The sequence below is a fragment of the Streptomyces sp. NPDC008092 genome, assembly GCF_042957285.1.
GTDB lineage: Bacteria > Actinomycetota > Actinomycetes > Streptomycetales > Streptomycetaceae > Streptomyces.
In genome coordinates this window covers 939,772-964,304 of the sequence record NZ_JBIBHY010000001.1, presented here as the reverse complement: position 1 = coordinate 964,304, position 24,533 = coordinate 939,772, and the positions used below count along the sequence as shown (strand labels likewise).

The 24,533-nt window shown below is 72.3% G+C and carries 21 protein-coding genes; 11 read left to right on the top strand and 10 right to left on the bottom strand.

Annotated features, from left to right (window positions below; genetic code table 11):
- Nucleotides 1-18 precede the first annotated feature (18 nt).
- Nucleotides 19-1,356 carry a 6-phospho-beta-glucosidase gene (locus ACFZB3_RS03935; protein ID WP_391369146.1) on the bottom strand — a complete coding sequence of 446 codons (1,338 nt, stop codon included), beginning with the start codon at nt 1,354-1,356 and terminating at the stop codon, nt 19-21.
- Nucleotides 1,353-2,117: a DeoR family transcriptional regulator gene (locus ACFZB3_RS03930; RefSeq protein ID WP_391369143.1), complete on the bottom strand. Its 765-nt coding sequence runs from the start codon at nt 2,115-2,117 to the stop codon at nt 1,353-1,355. Before ACFZB3_RS03930 ends, ACFZB3_RS03935 begins: the two co-directional genes overlap by 4 nt.
- 146 nt (nt 2,118-2,263) lie before the next feature.
- Here ACFZB3_RS03930 and ACFZB3_RS03925 point away from each other — a divergent pair, with 146 nt between their 5' ends.
- From ACFZB3_RS03925 to ACFZB3_RS03890, 8 genes are all read left to right on the top strand, one after another.
- Nucleotides 2,264-3,283, top strand: coding sequence for a PfkB family carbohydrate kinase (locus tag ACFZB3_RS03925; protein ID WP_391369141.1), 1,020 nt, complete (start codon nt 2,264-2,266; stop codon nt 3,281-3,283).
- Nucleotides 3,284-3,426: 143 nt separating this feature from the next.
- The gene (locus ACFZB3_RS03920; protein WP_391369138.1) at nt 3,427-4,704 is read left to right on the top strand and encodes an extracellular solute-binding protein; all 1,278 of its coding nucleotides are present in this window, start codon (nt 3,427-3,429) and stop codon (nt 4,702-4,704) included.
- Nucleotides 4,705-4,738: 34 nt separating this feature from the next.
- Nucleotides 4,739-5,716, top strand: coding sequence for an ABC transporter permease subunit (locus tag ACFZB3_RS03915; protein ID WP_391369758.1), 978 nt, complete (start codon nt 4,739-4,741; stop codon nt 5,714-5,716).
- 107 nt (nt 5,717-5,823) lie between these two features.
- The gene (locus ACFZB3_RS03910; protein WP_391369755.1) at nt 5,824-6,609 is read left to right on the top strand and encodes an ABC transporter permease subunit; all 786 of its coding nucleotides are present in this window, start codon (nt 5,824-5,826) and stop codon (nt 6,607-6,609) included.
- Nucleotides 6,610-6,640: 31 nt separating this feature from the next.
- Nucleotides 6,641-7,561 carry an alkaline phosphatase family protein gene (locus ACFZB3_RS03905; protein ID WP_391369135.1) on the top strand — a complete coding sequence of 307 codons (921 nt, stop codon included), beginning with the start codon at nt 6,641-6,643 and terminating at the stop codon, nt 7,559-7,561.
- A gap of 11 nt (nt 7,562-7,572) precedes the next feature.
- Complete coding sequence (locus ACFZB3_RS03900; protein WP_391369132.1) at nt 7,573-10,530, top strand: glycoside hydrolase family 2 TIM barrel-domain containing protein; 2,958 nt, start codon at nt 7,573-7,575, stop codon at nt 10,528-10,530.
- 89 nt (nt 10,531-10,619) lie between these two features.
- Nucleotides 10,620-12,455, top strand: coding sequence for a LamG-like jellyroll fold domain-containing protein (locus ACFZB3_RS03895; RefSeq protein WP_391369129.1), 1,836 nt, complete (start codon nt 10,620-10,622; stop codon nt 12,453-12,455).
- Between the two features lie 23 nt (nt 12,456-12,478).
- Complete coding sequence (locus ACFZB3_RS03890; RefSeq protein WP_391369126.1) at nt 12,479-14,146, top strand: PHP domain-containing protein; 1,668 nt, start codon at nt 12,479-12,481, stop codon at nt 14,144-14,146.
- 76 nt (nt 14,147-14,222) lie between these two features.
- Here the strand turns inward: ACFZB3_RS03890 and ACFZB3_RS03885 are convergent, their stop codons facing one another.
- Genes ACFZB3_RS03885 through ACFZB3_RS03870 form a run of 4 tightly spaced genes read right to left on the bottom strand, consistent with a single transcriptional unit; the run spans nt 14,223 to nt 18,004 of the window.
- On the bottom strand, nt 14,223-14,678 hold the full coding sequence (locus ACFZB3_RS03885) for a MaoC/PaaZ C-terminal domain-containing protein (protein WP_391369123.1): 456 nt from the start codon (nt 14,676-14,678) through the stop codon (nt 14,223-14,225).
- Nucleotides 14,675-16,201, bottom strand: a complete 1,527-nt coding sequence (locus tag ACFZB3_RS03880; protein WP_391369121.1) for a long-chain-fatty-acid--CoA ligase — start codon at nt 16,199-16,201, stop codon at nt 14,675-14,677. Before ACFZB3_RS03880 ends, ACFZB3_RS03885 begins: the two co-directional genes overlap by 4 nt.
- A 10-nt stretch (nt 16,202-16,211) precedes the next feature.
- Nucleotides 16,212-17,087 (bottom strand): amidohydrolase family protein, encoded by an 876-nt coding sequence (locus ACFZB3_RS03875; RefSeq protein WP_391369118.1) that lies wholly within the window; start codon nt 17,085-17,087, stop codon nt 16,212-16,214.
- Entirely contained in the window at nt 17,087-18,004 is a 918-nt protein-coding gene (locus tag ACFZB3_RS03870; RefSeq protein WP_391369116.1) for an SDR family oxidoreductase, read from the bottom strand. Before ACFZB3_RS03870 ends, ACFZB3_RS03875 begins: the two co-directional genes overlap by 1 nt.
- Before the next feature lie 230 nt (nt 18,005-18,234).
- On the opposite strand from ACFZB3_RS03870, the gene ACFZB3_RS03865 reads away from it, so the two are divergent.
- Genes ACFZB3_RS03865 through ACFZB3_RS03855 form a run of 3 tightly spaced genes read left to right on the top strand, consistent with a single transcriptional unit; the run spans nt 18,235 to nt 20,774 of the window.
- Entirely contained in the window at nt 18,235-18,654 is a 420-nt protein-coding gene (locus ACFZB3_RS03865) for a MarR family transcriptional regulator (protein ID WP_391369752.1), read from the top strand.
- Nucleotides 18,651-19,424 (top strand): IclR family transcriptional regulator C-terminal domain-containing protein, encoded by a 774-nt coding sequence (locus ACFZB3_RS03860; RefSeq protein WP_391369113.1) that lies wholly within the window; start codon nt 18,651-18,653, stop codon nt 19,422-19,424. Before ACFZB3_RS03865 ends, ACFZB3_RS03860 begins: the two co-directional genes overlap by 4 nt.
- A 9-nt stretch (nt 19,425-19,433) precedes the next feature.
- Nucleotides 19,434-20,774, top strand: coding sequence for a lanthionine synthetase LanC family protein (locus ACFZB3_RS03855; RefSeq protein ID WP_391369111.1), 1,341 nt, complete (start codon nt 19,434-19,436; stop codon nt 20,772-20,774).
- On the opposite strand, the gene ACFZB3_RS03850 is transcribed toward ACFZB3_RS03855, so the two are convergent.
- The 4 genes from ACFZB3_RS03850 to ACFZB3_RS03835 all read right to left on the bottom strand — a co-directional run bounded on the left by ACFZB3_RS03850 (nt 20,767) and on the right by ACFZB3_RS03835 (nt 24,518).
- Nucleotides 20,767-22,557, bottom strand: coding sequence for a sulfatase-like hydrolase/transferase (locus tag ACFZB3_RS03850; protein ID WP_391369108.1), 1,791 nt, complete (start codon nt 22,555-22,557; stop codon nt 20,767-20,769). The genes ACFZB3_RS03855 and ACFZB3_RS03850 overlap by 8 nt on opposite strands.
- A gap of 176 nt (nt 22,558-22,733) precedes the next feature.
- On the bottom strand, nt 22,734-22,970 hold the full coding sequence (locus tag ACFZB3_RS03845; protein ID WP_391369105.1) for a DUF6253 family protein: 237 nt from the start codon (nt 22,968-22,970) through the stop codon (nt 22,734-22,736).
- Nucleotides 22,967-23,776: a maleate cis-trans isomerase gene (locus tag ACFZB3_RS03840; RefSeq protein ID WP_391369102.1), complete on the bottom strand. Its 810-nt coding sequence runs from the start codon at nt 23,774-23,776 to the stop codon at nt 22,967-22,969. Before ACFZB3_RS03840 ends, ACFZB3_RS03845 begins: the two co-directional genes overlap by 4 nt.
- 55 nt (nt 23,777-23,831) lie before the next feature.
- The gene (locus tag ACFZB3_RS03835) at nt 23,832-24,518 is read right to left on the bottom strand and encodes a transglutaminase domain-containing protein (RefSeq protein WP_391369099.1); all 687 of its coding nucleotides are present in this window, start codon (nt 24,516-24,518) and stop codon (nt 23,832-23,834) included.
- Nucleotides 24,519-24,533: the final 15 nt, after the last annotated feature.

The window sequence follows — 24,533 nt, the reverse complement described above, 5'->3', positions numbered from 1 at the left end:
CGCTTTCCGGGCGGCTGGTCACTTAAGATACGCGAGGCCCGGGTGGACCCCGGTGTACCCCTCCACCAGCCGTCGGGCGACGTTCACCGAGTCGACCAGCGGGTGCAGCGCGAACGCCTTCACGGCCGTCGTGCGGGAGCCGGACTCGGCCGCGGCGAGCACCTCGCGCTCGACCGCCTTGACCGCGCAGACGAGGCCGGAGGCGTGGTCGGGCAGCGGGGCGACGGCGACCGGGTGGGCGCCGTTCGCGTCGACGAGGCAGGGCACCTCGATGACCGCCTCGCCGTCGAGCACCGAGAGGGTCGAGCGGTTGCGGACGTTGAGGATCAGGGTGGTGCGCTCGTCGCGGGCGATGGCCCGCATCAGGGCGAGGGCGACCTTCTCGTAGCCGCCGGACAGGTCGTCGGCGTCGCGTTCGCCGGCGCCCGCGCTCTCCCGGTTCTCCGACATGTAGGTGGCCTCGCGCTCGGCGCGGGTGCGGTCCCAGACGTCCAGGGCCCGCGCGCCCGGCTCGGCGACCGCCTCGTAGAAGTGCGCCTGCTGGTCGCGCAGGAAGGCGCCGCGGGTCTTCTCGGCCTGCTGGTAGGCGCGGACGGCCTCGCGGTTGAAGTAGTAGTAGTGCAGGTACTCGTTCGGGATGGCGCCCAGGGACTGGAGCCAGTCGACGCCGAAGAGCTTGCCCTCCTCGAAGGAGCCGAGCAGGTCGGGGTCGGCGAGCAGGCGCGGCAGCTCGTCGCGGCCCTCGATGTGCAGGCCGCGGACCCAGCCGAGGTGGTTGAGGCCGACGTAGTCGATCCAGGCTTCCTTCGGGTTCCCGCCGAGCACCCGGGCGATCCGGCGGCCGAGCCCCACCGGGGAGTCGCAGATGCCGATGACGCGGTCGCCGAGGTGCCGGGACATGGCCTCGGTGACCAGGCCGGCCGGGTTGGTGAAGTTGATGACCCAGGCGTCGGGGGCGAGCCGGGCCACCCGCCGGGCGATGTCCACGGCGACGGGCACGGTCCGCAGGCCGTAGGCGATGCCGCCCGCGCCGACCGTCTCCTGGCCGAGGACGCCCTCGGCGAGGGCCACCCGTTCGTCGTTCGCCCTGCCTTCGAGGCCGCCGACCCGGATCGCCGAGAAGACGAAGTCGGCGCCGGTGAGGGCCTCGTCCAGGTCGGTCGTGGCGGTCACGGCGGGGGCGTCCGGGACGCCCGCCGCCTGTTCGGCCAGGACCCGGGCGACCGCGGACAGCCGGCCGGCGTCGAGATCGTGCAGCACGACCTCGGTGACCCGCCCCTCGGCCCGGTCCGTCAGCAGTGCGCCGTACACGAGCGGCACGCGGAACCCGCCGCCGCCCAGAATCGTCAGTTTCACGTTTGAGCCTTTCCTGCCAGGACCACCTCGACACCGGCCTCCTCCAGGGCGGCTCGGGTCGCCGGGTCCACCGGCGCGTTGGTCACCACCATGTCCAGGTCCCCGGGACCGCAGACCTTCGCCATGCCCGTGCCCGGGAACTTGGCGGCATCGGCGAGCAGCACGACCTTGTCGCTCGCCCCGATCATGGCGCGCTTGACCGGCACCTCCACGACCGTCGTGTCCATCACCTGCCCGCCGGGGCGTACCCCGCTGGTGCCGAGGAACAGCCAGTCGGCGTGCAGCTGGCGCAGGTTGTCCTCGGTGAGGAACCCGACCAGCGAGCGGTACTCACGCCGGAGCATGCCGCCGAGCAGCACCAGTTCGATGCCCTCGTCGTCGGCGAGCTCCTCGTAGACCACCAGGTTGCTGGTGATCACGGTGAGGCGGCGGCCGTGCAGCTGCCGGGCCAGCCGGAAGGCGGTGGTGCCGATGTCGAGCAGCACCGACTGGCCGTCCTTGACCAGCGCCGCCGCGCACGCGGCTATCGCGTCCTTCTCGGCCACCCGCACCTCGGCGACCTCGGCGAAGGGCTGGTCGCCCTCGTCGGCGACGGCGCCGCCGTGGACACGTGTGAGCAGCCCGTCCTCCTCCAGCTTGACCAGGTCGCGCCGGATGGTGGCCGGACTCACGCTCAGCTGCTCGGAGAGGTCGGTCACAGAGGCGGGACCACCGGCGCGCAGGGCCCGCAGGATGAGTTGGTGTCGTCGTTCTGCCAGCACGCGGCGAACACTACTCGTCATCTTCAATCAAATCCATGCTCAGTTCTGCTCGGGTATTGACCAATCTCCCGGATCAGCGCACGATTCCGGTCATCGAAAATTTTCAGGTCATCGAAAATGACGAGTTTTGACGAGAGGCTGCGCACGTGGACGACGACAGGCCAGATGTGCTGCTGACCGGGCTGCTCTTCTACGACCTCGTCCTCACGGGGCTCGGCAAGCCGCCGACGCCGGGCGAGGAGATCTGGACGGCCGGCATGGGCTGCGGCCCCGGCGGCATCGCGAACCTCGCGGTGGCCACGGCCCGCTTCGGCCTGCGCACCTCGCTGGCCACGGTCTTCGGGGACGACTTCTACGGCGAGTACTGCCGGGACGTCCTCTGCGACCAGGAGGACATCGACCTCTCGCTCTCCCGCACCGCGGACGGCTGGCCCACCCCCGTCACCGTCTCGCTCGCCGCCGACCACGACCGGGCCCTCGTCACCCACGGCCAGGAACCCCCGTACTCGCAGGACGCGCTGATGGGCGACCCGCCCGAGGCGCGCACCGCGCTCGTGCACATCGAGGCCGAGCCGCGCGAGTGGATCGCGAAGGCCGCCGCCAACGGCACCCACGTCTACGCCGACGTCGGCTGGGACCCCACCCAGGAGTGGTCCCGCGACCTCCTCGACCAGCTGGCCCTGTGCCACGCCTTCCTCCCGAACGAGACCGAGGCGATGGCCTACACCCGCACCGACAGCGCGGTCGCGGCCCTCGGCACGCTCGCGGAGCTGGTGCCGGTGGCGGTCGTCACCCGGGGCGGGGACGGCGCGGTCGCCGTCGACCAGACCACCGGCGAGTACGCCGAGGTCCCCGCGCTCGACGTCGACGTCCTGGACGCCACGGGCGCCGGGGACGTCTTCGGGGCGAGCTTCGTCACCGCCTCCCTGGGCGGCTGGCCGCTGGCCGAGCGGCTGCGGTTCGCGGTCCTCGCGGCCGGGCTGTCGGTGCAGCACCACGGCGGCGCCCTCGCGGCGCCCGGCTGGTACGGCGTCGACCGCTGGTGGCGCTCGCTGACCGATCCCGGACTGAAGAAGACCTACGGCTTCCTCGCCGACCGCCTGCCGGCGGACGTGGGCCCCCCGGTGCACCACGCCCCCGTCACCCCGCCCGCCCGACACCACTGACCCGCACCCTCCCGGCACCACCGATCCGCACCACCACCGATCCGCACCCGCTCGCAGCCCGACAGCCCCACAGCCCCACAGCCCCCACGATCCACAGCACCAACGCCCCTCAGTACCACGAACAGGAACAACAGGAGTGACCCGTGGACCTTTCACGTAGAGGCTTCCTCCAGGCCGCCGCCCTCACCGCGGCCGCGTCCGGCCTGACCGTCGCATGCGGCGGCTCCGGATCGGGCGGTACCAAGAACGGCAAGAACCTCACCCTGTGGTACTGGGGCGGTGCGCTCAGCGACAAGGTGGTCGCGGAGGCGAAGACCCACTTCAGCAGCACGGTCAAGCTGACCGCCTCGTCCATCGGCGGCGACTTCAAGCAGAAGCTCACCACCACCCTCGCCGCGGGCGGCTCCTCCGTGCCCGACATCACCGGCATCAAGGGCGAGGACATAGCCTCCTTCCTGCCCAACGCCTCCCGCTTCCTCGACCTGAACGACCTGGGCTTCAAGAAGATCTCCTCGCAGTACCTGGGCTGGAAGACCAAGCTCGCCCAGACCTCCGACGGCAAGCAGATCGGCTTCCCGATCGACATCGGCCCCACCGCGCTCTTCTACCGCGAGGACCTGTTCGCCAAGGCGGGCGTGGCCACCGACCCGGACAAGGTCGCCGCCCTGGTCACGACCTGGGAGGACTACTTCACGCTCGGCACCGAGCTGCAGAAGAAGAACCCCGGCAGCTACCTGGTCAACAACATCAGCTCCGTCTTCACGGTCGTGGTCGGCCAGGGCACCCAGCGGTTCATCGACAAGAACAACCACTTCATCGGCGACCAGGACCACATCCGCGCCGCGTGGACCACGGCGGTCCGGCCCTACACGCTGGGCATCGACGCCAAGATCAACGACAACAGCTGGAACGCCGCCATCGGCAAGAACCTGCTCACCGAGCTGGGCGCGGCCTGGCACGCGCTGGACATCGAGCAGGCCGCCCCGCAGACCAAGGGCAAGTGGCGCGTGTGCGCGAACCCCGCCGGACCGTCCAACCAGGGCGGCTCCTACCTGGCGCTGCCCAAGCAGTGCCGGAACCCCGAGGAAGCCTTCAAGATCATCAGCTGGATCCTCAGCCCCGCCAACGACGCCCGCGGCTTCACCGACGCCGCCATCTTCCCGGCCGCGCCGGCCGCGTACGCCATGCCGGCCATGACGGGCCCGGACGCCTTCTTCGGCGGACAGAAGGTCATCGAGGTCTTCGGCCCGGCCGCCAAGGCCGTCCCGAACAGCTACGAGGCGCCAGCCGACGCGGCCGTCATGGCCCCGTACCTGACGGAGCTGACCAACATCGAGGCCAAGGGCAAGAAGCCCGACGACGCCTGGAACGACGCGGTCAGCCAGGCCAAGCAGATCGCCCGGCGCCAGGGGGTGAACTGAGGTGACGTCACCTCCGGTCACCGGTCCCGCCGCGGTGCCCGAGCACCGCGGCGGGCCGGGCCCGGCCCGGTTCCGCCCGCGGCGCGCCACGCCCGCGGGTACCACCGTCCGGCCCAGGCGGCGCGGGCCGCTGTCGTACTGGCGGCAGTACCTGGCGATCTCGCCCTTCTACCTGATCTTCGCCGCGTTCTCGTTCTTCCCGGTCTTCTACTCGCTGTACCTGGCCTTCCAGCGCTGGGACGGCCTCGGCGACATGCAGTTCGTGGGCCTGCAGCAGTTCAGGTTCCTGTGGTCGGACCCGGTCTTCTGGCTGTCGATCCGCAACACCCTGGTGATCTGGGTGCTGTCCACCGTGCCCACCCTGCTGGGCGCGCTGGTGCTGGCGACGCTCCTGCACTCGGTGCGCCGCTTCAAGGGCTTCTACCGGATCGCCCTCTACGTACCGAACGTCACCTCGATCGTCGCCGTGGCGATCTTCTTCGGCGCGGTGTTCAGCAACAACTTCGGCCTGGTCAACGCGATCCTGGGCACGGTCGGCATCTCGCCGGTGCCGTGGCTGAGCAACCCGTGGCTGATCAAGGTGGTCATCTCGCTGCTGATGACCTGGATGTGGACCGGCTACAACATGATCATCTACCTGGCCGGTCTCCAGGCGATCCCCACCTCGATCTACGAGGCGGCGAAGATGGACGGCGCCGGCCCGGTCCGCACCTTCTTCCAGATCACCGTCCCGATCATGCGGCCGATCATCCTGTTCACCGTCATCATCTCGACGATCAACGGCCTGCAGAGCTTCAGCGAGCCCCAGGTCCTGTTCGCCAGCAACGCCGCCAACGCGAACCTCGGCGGCCCGGGACAGGCCGGTCTGACCACGCTCCTGTACTTCTACCAGTCGGCCTTCCTCAACAACGACTACGGCTACGGCGCGGCCATCGTGTGGGCCTTCTTCCTGCTGATCATCGTCCTCGTCGCCGTCAACTGGCGCATCACCCAACGAGGGAGGAAGCCGTGACCACAGCCGACCCGACAGCCGGCCCGACGACCGCCGACCCGACGCGGCCGGCCCCGCGCGCGCGGCGGTTGCGCCGCCCCAGGGGCCTGACCGCGCACATCGTCCTGATGGCGGCCGTCCTGCTCTCGGTCTTCCCGTTCCTGTGGACGATCGTGATGGCGACCAACACCACCCAGGACATCTACAAGAGCCCGCCGAAGTTCACCTTCGGCTCGCACCTGCTGGAGAACATCCGGCACGTGCTGAACACCATCGACTTCTTCGGGTCGATGCTCAACACGGTCATCGTCGCGACCGTCACCACCGTCCTGGTGCTCTTCATCGACTCGCTGGCGGCCTTCACCTTCGCCAAGTTCGACTTCCCGGGCCGCAAGGTGCTCTTCGGCACGCTGCTGCTGTTCATGATGCTGCCGCTGCAGCTGGCGATCCTGCCGCAGTTCATCCTCATGTCGAACATCGGCTGGGTCGGCATGCTGAAGGCGCTGGTCCCGCCCGCGCTGGCCAACGCCTTCGGCATCTTCTGGCTGCGCCAGTACATCGAGAACGGCGTGCCCGACGAGCTCCTCGACGCCGCGCGCATCGACGGCGCCGGGTTCTTCCGCCAGTACTGGAACATCGCGCTGCCGATGATCAGGCCCGCGCTGTCCTTCCTCGCCATCTACGCCTTCGTCGGTGCCTGGAACGACTACGTCTGGCCGCTCATCGTGCTCACCAACCCCGACCACGTGACCCTCCAGGTGGAGCTCGCCCAGCTCAACGTCGGCCACACCACCGACTACAGCATGGTCATGGCCGGGGTGCTGATGGCGTCGCTCCCGCTGGTGCTGGTCTTCGCCATCTTCGCCCGCGGCTTCATCGCGGGCGCCACCGAGGGCGCGGTCCAGGGCACCTGACCCGCGCGGGACAGAGGACGGGAGGGATCCGGTGAGGGACAGCGGCCGGGACGGCAGGGTGCTCGTGGTGGGCATGGACGGACTGCGTCACGACCGGCTGACCCGGCCCGGAGCCCGCGCCCCCGTCCTGCACGGCCTGCTGGCGGCGGGCGCCCACGGCACCAGCCTGCTGCCCTACGGCGAGGCGGACGGCCAGGCCGAGGACGGGCCGTCGACCAGCATGGCCTACACCGACTCCGGCCCCGGCTGGTCGAGCGTGCTGACCGGGGTGTGGCCGGACCGGCACGGGGTGACCGGCAACGACTTCGCCGGCGCCGACTACACCCGCCACCCCGACTTCCTCAGCCGCGCGGCCACCGCCCGCCCCGGCCTGCGCACCGCCGCCGCGGTGTCCTGGCCGGAGCTGGTGCACCGCGGCACCCTCGGCCCCGCCATCGGCCGCCGGGTGCACCACGACGGCGAGACCGACGGCTACGCGACCGCGGACGACCTGGTCGCCCGCACCGCCGTCCGCTGGCTCACCGAGCACGACCCGGACCTGCTGTTCGTGTACTTCGGCGCCACCGACGAGGCCGGCCACGCCACCGGCCCGCTCTCCGCCGCCTACGACGACGCCCTGCTCGCCCAGGACACCCACCTCGGACGGCTGCTCGCGGCGGTCGACGCCCGCGGCTCCGGCGAGCGGTGGACCGTCCTGGTCACCACCGATCACGGGCACCTCGACAGCGGCGGTCACGGCGGCGACACGCGTGCCGAACGGGAGGTCTTCGTGATCCTCGCCGAACCCGGCGCGCCCGGCGGCACCCTGCTCGACGCACCCCGCCTCGTCGACATCGCGCCCACCGTCCTGGACCGCCTCGGCATCCCCGTCGACCCCGCCTGGGGCTGGGCGGGACGCGTCCTGCCCGGACCCGCCACGTCACCCACGTCAGCCACGCCACCAGAAAAGTGAGCCATCCTCCGATGAACGGTCCGTCGATCCCCGGGCCCCGGCCCGCCGATCCCCTGATCGCCCTCCGCCCCTGGGAGGCCCCCGAGGTGACCTCCTGGGGACGGCTCCCCATGAACGCCGTCGACCGGCGCTCCGGAGCACTCCCCCTGGACGGCGACTGGCGCTTCCAGTTGCTGCCAGCCCCGGACGCGCCGGTCGGCGGCTCCTGGTCCACGGCGCACGTCCCCGGCGCCTGGACGGTGCAGGACACCGACGACCTGCCGCAGTACACGAACGTCACCATGCCGTTCCGTGAGTTCCCACCGCACTCCCCCGCCGCCAACCCGACCGGGGTGTACGAGCGCGAGCTGGACGTCCCCGCCGCGTGGGCCGGGCGGCGGATCGTGCTCCAGGTGGGCGCCGCCGAGAGCGTGCTCCTCGTGCACGTCGACGGGCGGCCGGTGGGCATCTCGAAGGACTCGCACCTGGCCGCCGAGTTCGACCTCACCGACGCCGTCCGCCCCGGCGAGCGGTCGGTGCTGCGGCTCACCGTCGTCAAGTGGTCGGATGCCACCCACGTCGAGGACCAGGACCACTGGTGGCACGGCGGGATCACCCGCCCGGTGCTGCTGTACGCGACCGACCCGTTCCGGCTCGCGGACGTGACCGTGCGGGCGCGGCGGGACGGCGAGCTGCGCGTGGACTGCCAGGTGCGCAACGCCGCGGGCGACCGGGCGCTGCCCGCCGGCTGGTACGTCACCGGCGACCTCGACGGCGAACCCCTCGCCCAGGACGCCGAGTTCGACCGCCTCAACACCGAGGACGACCGGGTCTCCGACTTCCTCGGCGAGGCCCGCATCCACGCCGTCGTGCCCGACGTGCGCACCTGGAACGCGGAGCAGCCCGAGCTGTACGGCCTGACCGTCCGGCTGCACCACGCCGACGGCACGGTCGCCGACACGTCGTACCACCGCATCGGCTTCCGGGACGTCGAGATCGTCGGCCGGGACCTGCTCGTCAACGGCGAACGGGTGTTCGTCCGGGGCGTCAACCGGCACGACTTCCACCCGCTCACCGGGCGGACGGTGTCGTACGACGACATGCGCGCCGACCTGGTGGTGCTGAAGCGGTTCGGGTTCAACGCGATCCGCACCTCCCACTACCCGAACGACCCGGCCCTGTACGACCTCGCCGACGAACTCGGTTTCTACGTCGTCGACGAGGCGGACATCGAGTCCCACGACCACGCCCACGAGATCGCCGACGACCCGCGCTACCTGAACGCCTTCGTGGACCGGGTGTCGAGGATGGTGCTGCGCGACAAGAACCACCCCTGCGTCATCATCTGGTCGCTCGGCAACGAGTCCGACTACGGGGCGAACCACGACGCGGCGGCGGGCTGGCTGCGGCGGCACGACCCGACCCGCCCGCTCCAGTACGAGGGGGCGGCCAAGCGCGGCTGGGCCGACCCGGACGTGGCCTCCGACATCGCCTGCCCGATGTACGCACCGCTGGAGGACTGCGTCGCGCACGCCCTGTCCGGGGAGCAGACCAAACCGCTGATCCAGTGCGAGTACTCGCACGCCATGGGCAACAGCAACGGCACCCTTGCCGACCACTGGGCCGCCATCGAGTCCACTCCGGGGCTTCAGGGCGGGTTCATCTGGGAGTTCTGGGACCACGGAATTCTCCAACGCGTGAGCGACGGAAGACCGGTCGGGCGCGCGGGCGCCGGACTGTACGACAACGGTGTCGCCGCGCCCGGCCACCGCTGGGCGTACGGCGGCGACTTCGGCGAAGCCCTGCACGACGGGGCGTTCGTCGCGGACGGCATCGTCTTCCCCGACCGCACCCCCAAGCCCGCGATGTACGAGCACCGGGAGATCGCGGCGCCGGTCCGCATCCGGTGCTTCCGGCACGAGGGCATCGTGCTCGCCAACCACCAGCACTTCCGGGGCTTCGACTGGCTGACCGGCACCTGGGAGCTGGCGCTGGCCGACGGCCGTACCCTGACCGGCCCGGCCGAGCTGCCCGAGCTGTGCCCCGGCGAGACGGCGGCCGTACCGCTGCCGTTCGAGGTGCCGGCGGACGGCGGCGAGGCGTGGCTGACACTGCGGGTGACGGTCGCCGAGGACCAGGCGTGGGCGCCGGCCGGTACGGAGATCTGCGCGCCGCAGATCAGGCTCCGGGCGGCGGACCCGCTCGGGCCGCCGGTGCCGGCCGGCCCGCCCGTCGAGGTGGACGGCGAGGGACTGCTGCTGCACCCGCTGCTGGCCGCCGCGCCGGCGCTGTCGCTGTGGCGGGCGCCCACCGACAACGACGAGCTGGGCGGGATGGCACTGCGCTGGCGCGCCTGGGGCCTGGACCGGCTGGTGCGCAAGGTGGTCTCCGTGCGCAGGGACGGCGACCGGGTCAGCGTGCTCGCGGAGTACGCCGGCACCGTCGGGGTCGTGCGGCACCGGCAGGAGTTCACGCCGGTCGAGGGCGGTGTCCGGGTCGACGAGTCCGCCGAGCTCCCCGAGGAGTTCGACGACGTGGCCCGGGTCGGCTCGGTCTTCGAGACGGTGGCCGGGCTCGATCTGCTGGAGTGGTTCGGTCAGGGTCCCTGGGAGTCGTACCCGGACCGCGCCGCCGGAGCCCCGGTCGGCCACCACTCGCTGCCCGTGGACCAGCTGTTCACGCCCTACCTGCGGCCCCAGGAGAGCGGCGGCCGGCACGGCGTACGGCGGTTCACGCTGTCCGCGCCGGACGCCACCGGGCTCGCGGTCGAGCTGGACGGGCCCCGCCAGGTCTCCGTCAGCCGCTACCGCGCCGAGGACCTCACCGCCGTCACGCACCACGACGAACTCGTGGCGCGGGCCGGCTGCGTGGTCCACATCGACGCCGCGCACCGGGGCCTCGGCACGGCGTCGTGCGGTCCCGACACCTTCCCCTCCTACCTCGTCGCACCGGGCCTGCACCGCTGGAGCTGGACCCTGCGCGTCCTGTAGATCCGTCCGCCGGGATCCGCCGTTCCGGATCCGTCCTCCGAGACCCCCCACGCCCTCCGCCGTCACTTCTGCTTACTCACGGAGCACTCGTGTGTACTTCGCATGACCACACCCAGGGCGAGGCCGCGCAGGCCGGAGCCGGCCGACGCAACTTCCTCAGAGCCACCGCGCTCCTCGGCGCCGCCGCCACCGCCGGGGTCGCGCTGCCCACCGTCGCCGAGGCGTCCTCCTCCGGTTCCGGCCGGCGGCCCGACCCGGAGAGCCGGCGCTTCACCCTCGCGGTGATGCCCGACACCCAGTACCTCTTCGACGGGCCGAGCATCAACCCGGCGCCCATCGAGGCGTCGCTGCGCTACCTGCTGGAGCACGGCGGCGAGTCCGACGACAACATCGTCTTCCTGTCCCACCTCGGCGACCTCACGCAGAACGGGGCGACGGAGGAGTTCGCCGCGATCGGCAAGGCGTTCGAGATCCTCGACCGGCGCGGGGTCGGCTACAGCGTGCTGGCCGGCAACCACGACATCAGGTCGTCCACGGACGACCAGCGCGGTGCCACGCCGTACCTGGACACCTTCGGGCCGCAGCGCTTCAAGGGCAGGCCGACCTTCGGCGGGGCCTCCTCGGACGGCTACAACACCTACCACCTGTTCCGGGCGGGCGGGCGCGAGTGGCTCGTGCTGGCGCTGGACTGGCGGCTGTCGGCCAAGGGGTACGCCTGGGCGAAGGACGTCATCGCCGCGCACCCGAAGACGCCGGTCATCCTCACCACCCACGAACTGGTCGTGGACGACGACACGTTGTCGTCGTACGGGCAGCAGCTGTGGGACCAGCTGATCAACGAGCACGACCAGATCTTCCTCACCCTGAACGGCCACTTCTGGCCGGCCCGCCGCGCGACCCGCAAGAACGCGGCCGGCAACGACGTGCACCTGCACCTGACGAACTACCAGAACCGGTACTTCGGCGGCGCGGCGATGATCCGGCTCTACCACTTCGACCTGGACCGGAACGTCATCGACGTGGAGACGGTCTCGCCGTGGATCCTCGGCCGGGCCAAGAAGGGCCTGAACGAGCTGGAGCGGCAGGAGATGGAGCTGAGCGGCGACGGGGACCGCTTCTCCGTCGACATCGACTTCGCGAACCGCTTCGAGGGCTTCGACCCGGCGCCGGTCCGCCCGGCGCGGCCCGCTTCGCAGATGCTGGTCCGGGGCACCGCCGCCTACTGGCGGTTCGACTCGGCGGTCTCCGGCACGGTCCGCGACCTGTCCGGCAACGGCAACGACCTCACCGTGGTCTCGGTGGGCGGCGGCACCCTCGGCTGGTCGGCGGACCACCACCCGGACCAGCCGGGCCACGGCAGCCTGGAGTTCACCGGTTACAAGTCGCCGCTGAAGGGCGCCTACCTGCGGACGGTCGACGGCGCCCCGCTCAACTCGCAGGCGTTCAAGGACGGTTACACCATCGAGGCGTTCTACCGGCTGCCGGCCGACTGGGACGCCTCGCACAACGCCTGGTCCGGGCTGGTGAGCCGCACGGGCCGCAACGGCTCGGTGGGCACGGTCACCGACGACCCGGACGAGCCGCTCGCCACGCTCTCCCTCTCCGACGGTCCGGGCCCGCAGTGGGCCGTGCACCCGCTCAACCAGCAGCAGCTGGCCACCAACTGGGGCGACGAGACCGACCCGGAGATCTGGTGGCACGTCGCCGTCGTCAACGACGGCAAGCACACCACGATGTACGTGCAGGGCTGCCCGGTGGCCCGCAACCCGCACGCCGCCGCGGTCGGCATCGCCTCGTCCGGGAAGCCCTGGCTGCTCGGCGGCTACGAGTACGCCGACAAGATCGACCAGATCCTGCACGGCCGCCTCGGCGACGTCCGGATCGTCTCCCGGGCCCTGCCCGTCTCCTCCTTCATGACCCACTGACCCCCGTTACGAGGATCATCTTCATGACCGAGCAGCAGCTGCCCACCTGGGCCGATCCCTCCGTCTCCGCCGCCGACCTCGACCCCCAGGGCATGTCGAGGCGTGGACTCCTGCGCCGCGCGGGCCTGTTCGGCGCCGCGTTCGCGCTCGGCTCGGCGGCGACCCCCGCGGTCGCCGCGTCCGGCCGGGGCCTGGGCGGCGAGGACCCGCGCCTCGCCTACCTGGTCGGCGACCACCACGTGCACTCCGTGTACAGCCACGACGCCAAGTACACGTTCTCCCAGCAGGCCCAGGCCGCCGCCAAGTACGGCCTGGACTGGATGGTGTTCAACGAGCACTCCAACTTCGGGCACGCCTACTACGGCGCGAAGCTGGAGCACGCGGAGATCCTCAAGGCCCGTGCCGCGAACCCGCGCCAGCTGATCTTCCAGGGCCTGGAGTGGTACATCCCGGCCGCCGAGCACTGCACGGTGTTCGCCGCGCCGGGACCGCACGAGACCGACCTGCTCACGCAGTTCGAGCTGGCCTACGACGGCAAGCTCCTCGGCTACACCGAGGGCTCGGCGGGCGCGGCCGACACCGCCCGCAACGAGGCCCATGCGGTCAAGGCCATCCAGTGGCTCGCCGAGCAGCGCCGCACCGGCTACGTCGACGACGTCCTGGTCCTCGCCAACCACCCGCTGCGGCTCGGCATCGACTCCCCGCACGAGATGCGCAACTGGCGGGACGCGGCGGCCGAGATCATGATCGGCATGGAGGGCGCGCCCGGCGCCCAGGGTGCCGCGATCCCGGGCTGGGGCGGCACAAACGCGATCCGCGGCGAGTACCAGAACAGCCCGTCGGCCCAGTCCTGGGCGGGCTTCCCGGCGGGCGCGTACGTGACGTACGGCGGCTTCGACTGGGCGACGGCGACGGTCGGCGGCCTGTGGGACGCGATGCTGTCGGAAGGCAGGCTCTTCACGATCACCACCAACTCCGACAACCACCGCACGGTCTTCGACACCTGGAAGAACGGCGACTGGCCGGCGGGGCAGAACTTCGACAACACCGGCAAGCTGCCCGACCCGGTGAACACCGACACCACGCAGCCCGGCAGCGACTTCTGGCCCGGCGAGTTCAGCCGGACCCACGTCGGCGTCACCCGGTACGGCTACCGCGCGGTGATGGCGGGCCTGCGCGCGGGCCGGGTCTGGCTGGACCACGGCCACCTGCTCGACGGCCTCGACGTCCGGCTGACCCGGGACTGCGACCACGGCCGGGGCGTCACCCTCGGCGGCCGGCTGCGCGTACGCAAGGGCGAGCGGATCACCCTGAACGTCACGGTGACGACCGCGTCCCGCGTCAACCCGCACGGCATCCTGCCCCAGTTGGCACACGTCGACGTCATCCGGGGCGCGGTGCGCGGCCCGGTCGCCGACCGCGACACCTGGCAGGCGCCCGACACCAAGGTCGTCCAGACGAAGGACGTCTCCGGCCGCAAGGGCACGTACACGCTCCGCTTCCCGGTCACCGCGGGCGACGAGTCGTTCTACGTCCGGCTGCGCGGCAGCGACGGCAAGCGGGGCGGCACGGGCTACCTGGGCGCGTCCGTCGACCCGCACGGCCCGATCACCCACGAGCCGGGCAACGGCGACCCGTGGGCGGACACGTGGTTCTACTCGAACCCGATCTTCGTGGACGTGGTGGGCTGAGCACCCCGTCCGGCTGCAGGCCGGTGGGGGCTGGTCGCGCTGTGCCCCGCGCCCCTACGGGGCGCGGGGCACAGCCCTACGCGTAGAAGCGCGACAGACTCTGCAGCACCGCGGCGGGCTTCGCCCCGCCCTCGATCTCGATCGTCCCGTCCACGGCGATCTGCACACCGCCCGGCACGTCCTCGACCTCCGCCAGCCTCGCGGCCAGCCGGATCCGCGCGCCCACCTTCACCGGCGCGGGGAAACGCACCTTGTTCAGGCCGTAGTTGACCTTCGTGGTGACGCCCTGGACGTCCAGCAGCTCGGTGAACAGGGGGATGAACAGCGACAGGGTGAGGTAGCCGTGGGCGATCGGGGCGCCGAAGGGGCCCGCGGCCGCCCGCTCCGGGTCGACGTGGATCCACTGGTGGTCGCCGGTCGCGTCGGCGAAGGTGTCGATACGGTCCTGGGTGACCTCGATCCAGTCGCTGCTGCCCAGGTCGCTGCCCGCGAGCTTCTTCAGTTCGGCGAGGCCGTTGACGGTGACGGTCATGTGGCGTTCCTTGGCTGGGAGTCGGTCGAGCCGTAGCGCTTGCGCACGCGGGCCTTGAGGAGCTTTCCGGAGGCGGTGCGCGGGAGTTCGTCGGCGAGCACCACGGATTTGGGGAGCTTGTACTTGGCGAGCCGCCCGGCCAGCGAGGCGAGCACCTCGTCGGGGTCGAGGGCGGTGCCCTCGCGGGGCACGACCACCGCGCGCGGCACCTCGCCCCACTTGTCGTCCGGTACGCCGATGACCGCGCACTCGGCGATGCCGGGGTGGGCGAGGAGCAGGTCCTCGATCTCGGCGGGGTAGATGTTCTCGCCCCCGGAGATGATCATGTCCTTGAGGCGGTCGACGACGAAGACGTAGCCGTCCTCGTCGACCGTGGCAGCGTCCCCGCTGCGGAACCAGCCGTCCGCGAAGGAGGCGGCGGTCTCCTCCGGCAACCCCCAGTAGCCGGGCATGACATGGGGGCCGCGGACCATGATCTCGCCGGGCTCGCCGACGTCGACCGGGGTCAGGTCGGGCCGCACCACCCGTACGTCGGTGAAGAAGTGCGGTACGCCGGCCGAGCCCGCCTTACTGGTCGCGTGCTCGGCGTCGAGGAAGAGGGCGCCGGGTGCGGCCTCGGTCATGCCGTAGCCCTGCAGGAAGGTCAGGCCCCGTTGCTGGTAGAGAGCGATGAGCGGGGTCGGGACCGGGGAGCCGCCGCAGGTGAGGATGCGCAGCGAGGAGAGGTCGGCGTCCGGCCAGCGGGGGTGGCGGGCCACCTGGTCGAACATGGTGGGGACGCCGAACATGAAGGTGATCCGGTGCTGTTCGATCAGGTCGAAGGTGGCGTCCGGGTCGAAGGACTCCACCAGGACGCAGGTGCCGCCCTTCAGGAGGACCGGGAGGGTGAGCATGTTGAGGCCCGCGGTGTGGAACAACGGGGCGGAGACCAGGGCGCGTTCGTCGGCGATCAGGTCGGTGTCGACGAGGACGTTCAACGCGTTCCAGGTCAGGTTGGAGTGCGTGAGCATCGCGCCCTTGGGGCGGCCGGTCGTCCCCGAGGTGTACATGATGATGCAGGTGTCGTCGGGGGCGACCGGTTCGTCGATCGGGTCGTCGGCGGCGGCTGCCAGCAGTTCCTCGTACTCCGGGCCGACTTCGACGTACGTACGGACGTCGGTGGTGCCGGGCAGGCCCGCGACGAGACCGGCGTGCGAGGGGCCGTAGAGGAGGGCCTTGGCGCCGGAGTCGCCGAGCTGGTGGGCGATCTCCGGGCCGACCAGGCGGGTGTTGAGGGGGACGAAGACCGCGCCGAGCACGCCGGCCGCGAACAGGGTCTCCAGGTAGGCGGGGTGGTTGGGGCCGAGGTAGGCGATGCGGTCGCCGCGGCGGATGCCCCGGGCGCGCAGGGCACGGGCCAGGCGGGTGGTGCGTGCGTGCAGTGTGCGGTAGTCGGTCGGCTGCCCGCCGAACACCAGCGCCGTGCGGTGCGGGGTCTTGCGGGCCCGGCGTGCGGGCCACGACCCCAGTCCCTCGTTGCGCATCTACGGCCCCTTACGACGTGGTCAGCCCGAGCAGGCGGGCGGCGTTCTCCTTGAGGATCTTCGGCCGGACCTCGTCCTTGACCGGCAGCTTCGCGAAGTCGGCGAGCCACCGGTCGGGGGTGAGGACGGGGAAGTCGGAGCCGAACAGCACCTTGTCCCTGAGCAGCGTGTTGGCGTACTGCACCAGCTGCGGCGGGAAGTACTTCGGCGACCAGCCGGACAGGTCGATGTGCACGCCCGGCTTGTGGGTGGCGACGGCGAGCGCCTCGTCCTGCCAGGGGAAGGACGGGTGCGCCAGGATGATCTTCAGGTGCGGGAAGTCGGCCGCCACGTCGTCCACGTGCAGCGGGTTGCTGTACTTCAGCCGGATCCCGCCGCCGCCCGGGACGCCGGCGCCGATGCCGGTCTGGCCGGTGTGGAAGAGGGCGATGGTGCCGGTCTCCTCGATCACCTCGTAAAGGCCGTACGCCACCGCGCGGTCGTTCGGGAAGAAGCCCTGGATGCCGGGGTGGAACTTGAAGCCCTTCACCCCGTACTCCTCGACCAGGCGGCGGGCCTGCCGGATGCCCGCCTTCCCCCGGAAGGGGTCGACGGAGGCGAACGGGATCAGCACGTCCGCGTTGGCCGCGGCGGCCTCCGCGACCTCCTCGTTCGGTACCGGCGCGGTGCCGGTGGCGGACTCGGCGTCCACCGTGAAGATCACGGCGGCCATGTTCCGCTCGCGGTAGTACGCGGCCGTCTCCTCGATGGTCGGCTTCCGCTTGCCCTCGACCTTGAAGTAGGCGGAGGAGGCGTCGTGCAGGTCGTCGTCGAGGGAGGAGTGGCCCTGGGAGGAGACCTCGGCGTGCGTGTGGACGTCGATCGCGGTGAGGGCCTCGATGTCCATCACGCCTCCGGGAGCTCGGGCGCCGGGATGCCGACCGTCTGCAGTTCCGCGCCGACCGAGGTGGGGAAGGCGTCGGCCAGGGTTTCCGGGGTCCAGCCGCCGTCGGCGTAGGCCGCCCTGATCTCCTGCGGATGCGACCAGAGTGCCACCTTGTCGCCGCCGATGCCGATGGCCTGGCCGGTGATCGAGCGGGCGGCCTCGGAGGCCAGGAAGGGGACGAGGGCCGCGCAGTCCTCGGGGGTGCCGAAGCCCTCGCCCTTGCGCAGGAAGCCCGGGAGCGGCTCGCCGTGCCGCATGGCCTCGACGTACGGGGCGAAGGCGGGGATGGTCTCGGTCATCGCGGTGGCGGCCACCGGGACGATCGCGTTGACGGTGATGCCCGCCCGGCCCAGCTCCATCGACCAGGTGCGGGCCATGGCGGCGATGCCGGCCTTGGCGGCGGAGTAGTTGGTCTGGCCGAAGTTGCCGCGCTGCCCGGCCGGGGAGCCGACCAGGATCAGGGTGCCGCCCTCGCCCTGCTCGCGCATCCGGACGGCGGCGGCGCGGGCGCAGGTGAAGGTGCCCTTGAGGTGGGTGGTGAGGACCGCGTCGAAGTCGTCGTCGGTCATCTTCCACAGCACCTTGTCGCGCAGGATGCCCGCGTTGGTGACCAGGACGTCGAGGCGGCCGAACTCCTGGACCGCCCGGTTCACGAGCCGGTCGGCGGCCTCGGCGGTGCCGACCGGGACCACCTCGGCGACGGCGGTGCCGCCGGCCTCGGCGATGGACTTCACGGCCTGCTCGGCGACGGTCTCGTCCACGTCGTTGACGACCACCGAGGCGCCGTGGGCGGCGAGGGCGTGGGCATAGGCGAGGCCGAGGCCCCGGCCGCTGCCGGTGACGACGGCGGCCTTGCCGGTGAGATCGATGGTGGGCACGGTCGGTCCCTTCACAGACGACGACGGCGGCCCCGGGGGCCACCTGCGGCTTTCGAGATCGAAGCTAAGAGCAATAATTGTTGTCGTCAATAGTTGTTGCCGACCTACGGGTGCCTCATGCTGGAATCTGTCCGACCGCCCGCCCCGTCGCCGGGGCCCGTACCAGGGAGCCCGCCATCACCCGTCAGCACACCGAGAACCCGACCTCGATCGACGCGGACGAGCCGTGGATGCGCGGGCTGCACGCGGACACGGGCTACCTGCTGTACCGGCTGGGTCTGCGGTCGGGGCAGCTCTTCAACACGTTCCTGCAGGAGTCGGGGCTGCGGCTGCGCCACTACGCGGTGCTGCGTTTCCTCGCTGGCTCGGAGGGCTCGCTCCAGCGGGAGCTGAGCGCCCGGCTCGGCTACGACCCGAGCGCGATCGTCGGCCTGGTCGACGACCTGGAGAAGCTCGGCTTCGCCGAGCGGCGCCCCTCCCCCGACGACCGCCGCAGCCGGATCGTGGTGCTCACCGAGACCGGCCGGGCGTTCCTGCGGGACACCGACGAGGCCGGCCAGCGCGTGACGAACGACCTGCTGGGTCCGCTCGACCCCGCCGAGCGGACCGCGCTCCACGCCCTGCTGCTGCGCGTCGCCGACCGGCCGTGACCACCGCCGCCCGTTCCGCGCCCGACCGGCTGCTCGCGGTCCTGGCCGCCTTCGACCACGGGCATCCGGCGCTGAGCCTGACGGACATCGGCCGCCGGGCCGGGCTCACCCTCACCACCGCGCACCGCCTGGTCGGCGCGCTCACCGCGTGGGGCGCGCTGGAGCGGGACGCGGACGGTTACTACCACGTGGGGCTGCGGCTCTGGGAGCTGGCCGCGCTGGCCCCGCGCGGTCTCGCGCTGCGCCAGGTCGCGCTGCCCTACCTGGAGGACCTGTACGAGGCGACGCACGAGAACGTGCAGCTGGCGGTGCGGGACGGGTCGGACGTCGTCTACATCGAGTGGCTGTCGGGGCGGTCGGCGGTGGGCGTGCACATCCGGGTGGGGGCCCGCTGGCCGCTGCACGCGACCGGGGTGGGGCTCGCCCTGCTCGCGCACGAGACGCCCGGCTTCCAGCAGGACTACTGCGCGGCTCCGTTGACGTCCTTCACTCCGTACACCGTCACCGATCCGGCCCGGTTGCGCCGCTCGCTGGCCGAAGTACGGCGCACCGGTGCCGCGGTGAGCAGCCGTCAGGTCACCGACGACGCGCTGTCGGTGGCGGCTCCGGTGCGCGGGGCGACGGGACAGGTGGTGGCGGCCGTCTCGGTGGTGGTGCCCGAGGCCGACGCCCAGGTGCCGGTGCTGGTCCCGGCGGTGCGGCTGGCGGCCCGCGGGATCTCCCGGGCGCTGGGCTGGCAGCCGGACCGGGCGACGGGCCGGTCCGTGTAGCGTGTCCGGGTGACGGCGAGCGAGGTGTACCGGGAGCTGGGCGAGGCCGCCTGGGCGTGGGTGCTGGGGCAGGTACGGCAGGACGAGGGTCCGTGGCTGCCGGAGTCGGTGCCGGAGGACGATCCCGGGGAGCCCGCACCCGACGAGGACCGGGACTCCCTGTACGCGGGGATCGCGGGCCTGGCCCCGGTGCTGGCGGAGATCGCCCGGTACCGGCCCCTGAGCGGGCCGGAACAGGCCCTGGCGGACGGGATCGTGAGTCGGCTGTCGGCACAGGCACCCCTCGTGACCGAACCCTCGCTCTACCTCGGTCTGGCGGGCCACGCCACGGCCCTGCGCCTCCTCGCGCCGGGCAGCGAGGCGGTCGTGCTGCGGCGGCTGGCCGAGCTCGCGACCCCCGACGGCTGGCGGACCACGACCGCGTTCGTGCCGGATTCCGACGCGCCCCTCAGCGACATCATCATGGGGGTCGCGGGCGTGGTCATGACGGCCGTCTGGGCGGGCGGCGAGTACGCGGAACCGATCGCGACGACCGGCGGCGAGGCCCTGCTGCGGATGGCGGACCGCACGGCGGCGGGCCTGGACTGGGGGATCTCGCCGGGCGCCGAGTCGCGGTCCCCGAACTACTCGCACGGCGCCGCCGGGGTGGGCGCCGCCCTGGCGGTGGCGGGCGCGGCGGCGCACCGCGAGGACTTCGTCGCGGCCGCCGTGGACGCGGCCCGCCATGTGCTCTCCGTGGGCTCCCTCGCCGACGGCGGTCTCGTCGTCCCGCACACGATCCCGCCGTCGAGGCGGGAGGTGGAGCCGGTGACGTACACCTGGTGCCACGGCCCGGCGGGCACCTCGCACCTGTTCACGGCGCTCGCCCACGCGGGCGTCACCGAGGTGGCGGGGCACGGCGTCGGGGAGCTGCGGCAGCGCTGCCTGACCTCGATCCTCACCTCGGGGCTGCCGGCGCGGCTGCGCCCCGGGTTCTGGGACAACGACGGCCGCTGCTGCGGGACGGCGGGCGTCGGGGACGTCCTCCTCGACGCGGCGCAGGACTGCGCGGGGACACCGCGGGCGGACACGCTGGCCAGTGGTGCGGTGCGGATGGGCGACGCGCTCGTGGAACGGGCGGTGCGGGACGCGGCGGGCGCCCGCTGGCGGTTCGTGGAGTACCGCATCGAGTCCCCGCTGCTGCCGCCGGGCACGTCGTGGATGCAGGGGGCGGCCGGTATCGCGGCCTACCTGCTGCGCCTCGCCCGCTACCTGGACACCGGCCCGGACGCCCCGGTCGTGGACCGCCCGGACCAGTGGTGGGCGGTGCCGGCACGGCTGCGCGGCGAGCGGCCGGGCCTGGTCAGCTGACCGCCGCCGTCGCCGTGTAGGTCACCTCGTCGTCCCCGTGGTGGGCCGTGCCCCGGCAGGTGAGCGTCGTGGCGGTGGAGACCTGGGGGCGGCTGACGCGCCAGTGGACCGTGAGGCGTTCGCCGGGGTCCAGGCGGGGCGCGGTGGCCGCGTCCCGGGCGTGGACGGTCCAGCCGCTCGGGGTGTCGAGGGCCAGCCGGGCGGCGTTCCAGGGGCGCGCCGATCCGTTGGCCAGCGTGGCGGTGACCGTGAACTCCGTTGCCCCGCCGCCGACTTCGAGGGTCACCCCGTACGGCTTGCGCGGGTACACCGGCGCCCACGACGCGTGCATCAGCTTGACCAGCGCGTCCGCCCGGGCCGGCCGGGCGGCGGCCAGGTCGTGCTCCTCGCCGGGGTCCCGGGCGAGGTCGTACAGCTCCACGTCCCACTGGTCGTCCGGGACCCGGCGGTTCTGGCCGGGCGCGAAGCGGACGGCCTTGAGGTCGCCGTGCCGCAGGGCCTCGGCGAGCCGGTCGCCGCGGCCCCGGTCGGCGGCGTTCTGGCGGGCGGTGACGCCGTCGTGGTTGCGGTAGAAGTAGAGGCTGTCGTGACGGGCGGCAGCGGCGGACCCGCGCAGCAGCGGGGCGATGGAGAGCCCGTCGACGTCCGCCGGGGCGGGGGCGCCCGCGAGGTCGGCGAGGGTGGGCAGCAGGTCGGTGAGCGGGGTGGGCCGGTCGGTGGTGCCGGCCTTGACGTGCCGCGGGGACCAGGCGATGAACGGGACGCGGATGCCGCCCTCGTACAGGTTCCGCTTGTAGCCGCGCAGCGGGCCGTTGCCGTCGAAGAGGTCGGGGTCGGTGCCCGCCTCCTCGTGCGGGCCGTTGTCACTGGTGACCAGGACGACGGTGTTGTCGGCGATACCGAGCGCGGTGAGCTTGTCGGTGACGTCGCCGACCAGGGTGTCGAAGGTGGTGACCTGCGCCGCGTGCCGCTTGTTGGGCCCGGTCCAGGGGCGGTCGGCGTACGCGCCGACGTGCGGGTCCTTGCTGGGGGCGTGCGGCACGGTCGGCGCGAGGCAGAGCAGGAACGGCTCGTCGCGGTGCGTGTTCAGGAAGCCGAGGGCGCGTTCGGAGATGAGGTCGGGGGCGTAGACCTGCTGGGCGCCGCCCTTGTTGGCGGGGATCTCCTCGCGGGTCCCGTTGTGCCACAGGTACTCGGGGAAGTAGTCGTGGGCGTGGTGGTGGGTGAGGTAGCCGTAGAACTCCTCGAAACCACGGGCGTTGGGGTGGCTCGGCGTGATGCCCGGGGTGTTGGGGCCGAAGCCCCACTTGCCGATCAGGCCGGTGCGGTAGCCGAGCGCCCGGAGCGCCTCCGCGAACGTGAAGTCCCGGTCGGTGAGGGCGCCTTGGCCGCCGGGGCCCCAGGGGTTGGTGCGCACGGTCGCGTGTCCGCCGTGCAGGCCGGTGAGCATGGAGCAGCGCGAGGGCGCGCACACCGGGGCGGGCGCGTAGGCCTGGGTGAAGCGCAGGCCCTCGGCGGCGAGGGCGTCCAGGCGCGGGGTATGCATCAACTGCTGGCCGTAGGACCCGAGTTCGCCGTAGCCGAGGTCGTCGGCGAGGATCACGACGAAGTTGAGCCGGCCGGACGGGTGCTGCGCGGCCGGTGCCGCCACGGCGGGCTTGACGGTGGGCCGGGGCTGCCCGGCGGCCGGCTGGGCCGCGTCCCCGTCCTCGCACCCGGCGACCGCCGCGAGCGCGACGGGCGCGGCGGCGGCCCCGGTGAGGAAGCGGCGGCGGCTGGGCATGCGGATCCCCCGGTGTGACGGCGGCACTTGGTCCTGGACCGATGGTGATCGCTGCCGTCCGTCCAGGACCATGCACACGCTGTGAACGCTCTGTTTCGACTCGTGAGAGGGATTTCCGGGCCCGGAGGTTCCCGCTCCCCCACGTCAGAATGATCACAGACGGGCGCGGGGCACGGTCACACGGGTGCCGGTTCGGGCGCCCCTGTGCGGGGCACGGGGGTGTCGTCCTCCAGGGGGTGGGCGTAGCGGCGGAAACCGGGGACGTGCTCGGCCCGGCGCAGCGCGCCCCGGTAGAGGACCATGCCGTGCACGGAGGTGCCGTCGTCGCGCCAGCAGACGAGGGGGACCCGGCGGGCGTCCCCCTCGTCGGTGACGAACAGGGCGACGTGCCCGTCGGCCGCCAGCAGGCTCATGCCGTGCCGCCCGGCGGCTCGGCGGCGAAGAGCCTGCCGTACCCGGTGATCCCGCGGGCCGCCCCGGCCGCTCCGGCCAGGTGCAGGGCGTGCCAGAACAGGACCTGGTTGGCGGTCAGGACCGCGAAGCCCAGTTCCTGCTCCAGCGCGTCGATCACGCCCACCGCGCGGATCCCGTTGCCGGCCACGAGGACGGCGTCGGGCCGGTGCCCGGCGACCGTGGTGCGGATCCACTCGGACAGCGCCCCGGGCGTGATCAGCTTCTGGTTGCTGGGCAGCCCGCACGGGCCGTGGTGGACCACGTCGAAACCCTGTTCGGTGAAGTAGCCGGCTCCGAGCCCGGACAGCCGGTCGTCGAACCACGGCGGGTTCACGAGGGCGATCCGGCCGGTGCCGAGCGCGGTGAACCCGGCCACGGCCGCCGTGGTGGTGCCGGTGAGCGGCAGCCCGCGGGTGACCCGCGCGAGCCGGGCGAACAGGTCCTTCTCGCCGGCCGCGCCGAGGACGTAGGCGGAGCTGGTGAAGCCGAGCGCGATCGCGTCGAGCGGGGAGGCGGCCAGCAGTTCCACCGCGTCGTCGATGTGCGGCGGCTCCACGAAGGCACGCACCGGGTCGTGCGGGATCTTCGGGTCCATCTCGCCGCCGGCCCGCATCGCGCCGAAGTGGACGCGCGAGCCGTGCACGAAGACGTCCTCGGGCGCGATCGCCTGGAACTCCGACTCCGGGCCGACGTCCGCGTGCGGTACGACCAGGCCGATGCGGGCCCGCGCCTCCCAGCCGTCCTGCTGGGCTCGGATGGTGCTCATCGCCGTGTCTCCTCGTGATCCGGTACGTCGGGGGTGTCGGGGGCGCCGCGCCGCATCAGGCGGACGCCTCGGCGGCCAGCGAGCCGCCGCGGACCGTGCCGGTGCCGTCGGCGTTCAGGAAGCCGGGGTGCTTGCGGCGCATGTTCGCCATCACGAACGCGTAGGGAACGTCGTCGAAGCCGCCGTGGTCGGTGAGGAACTCCATGCTCTGGCGGCCCTGGTCGTCGAAGGGGTGGTGCAGGCTGTCGGCGGTGCCGTCGAACTCCAGCGGCTGCATGCCGTACAGGCGGCACAGGATCTTGTTGAAGACCGGGGTGGCCTTGACCCACCTGCCGTCCAGGTGGACCGAGTTGAGGCCGTGGAAGAAGACGTCGCCGCCGATGTGGGCGCGCAGCCGGTCGGAGGCGAGGTGGTTGCGCACGTCGCCGTAGTGGACGCGGGCGGGGATGCCCACGGCCCGGCAGGCCGCCGCGTACAGCGCCGACTTGTGCAGGCAGAAGCCCTTGCGGGTGGCCGCGGTGTGGCTGGCCCGCAGGCCCTGCTCGGACAGGTCGGCGCCGTACACCTCGTAGAAGACGTCGTCCCGGACGGCGTGGTAGAGCTCGACGGCCAGCCGGCGCTTGTCGGCGCCGCGGTCGGTGACCGCCTCGTCGACGAAGGCCTGGACGGGGTCGCTCTCGTAGTCGAGGAAGTCGGTGGGCGCGGTGAGCCGGCGCAGGTCGTCGGGGGTGAGTGCGTTCATGGTGGCCCTTTCGTC

Bases quoted from the DNA above. Each gene is read 5' to 3' on its own strand.
- ACFZB3_RS03910 (WP_391369755.1), top strand. From the start codon at position 5,824: ATGGCGGCCGTCCTGCTCTCGGTCTTCCCGTTCCTGTGGACGATCGTG.
- ACFZB3_RS03875 (WP_391369118.1), bottom strand. From the start codon at position 17,087: ATGGACATCGAGGCCCTCACCGCGATCGACGTCCACACGCACGCCGAG.
- ACFZB3_RS03845 (WP_391369105.1), bottom strand. From the start codon at position 22,970: ATGAGCCTGCTGGCGGCCGACGGGCACGTCGCCCTGTTCGTCACCGAC.
- ACFZB3_RS03900 (WP_391369132.1), top strand. From the start codon at position 7,573: ATGAACGGTCCGTCGATCCCCGGGCCCCGGCCCGCCGATCCCCTGATC.
- ACFZB3_RS03850 (WP_391369108.1), bottom strand. From the start codon at position 22,557: ATGCCCAGCCGCCGCCGCTTCCTCACCGGGGCCGCCGCCGCGCCCGTC.
- ACFZB3_RS03885 (WP_391369123.1), bottom strand. From the start codon at position 14,678: ATGACCGTCACCGTCAACGGCCTCGCCGAACTGAAGAAGCTCGCGGGC.
- ACFZB3_RS03890 (WP_391369126.1), top strand. From the start codon at position 12,479: ATGACCGAGCAGCAGCTGCCCACCTGGGCCGATCCCTCCGTCTCCGCC.
- ACFZB3_RS03835 (WP_391369099.1), bottom strand. From the start codon at position 24,518: ATGAACGCACTCACCCCCGACGACCTGCGCCGGCTCACCGCGCCCACC.
- ACFZB3_RS03865 (WP_391369752.1), top strand. From the start codon at position 18,235: ATGCGCGGGCTGCACGCGGACACGGGCTACCTGCTGTACCGGCTGGGT.
- ACFZB3_RS03840 (WP_391369102.1), bottom strand. From the start codon at position 23,776: ATGAGCACCATCCGAGCCCAGCAGGACGGCTGGGAGGCGCGGGCCCGC.
- ACFZB3_RS03880 (WP_391369121.1), bottom strand. From the start codon at position 16,201: ATGCGCAACGAGGGACTGGGGTCGTGGCCCGCACGCCGGGCCCGCAAG.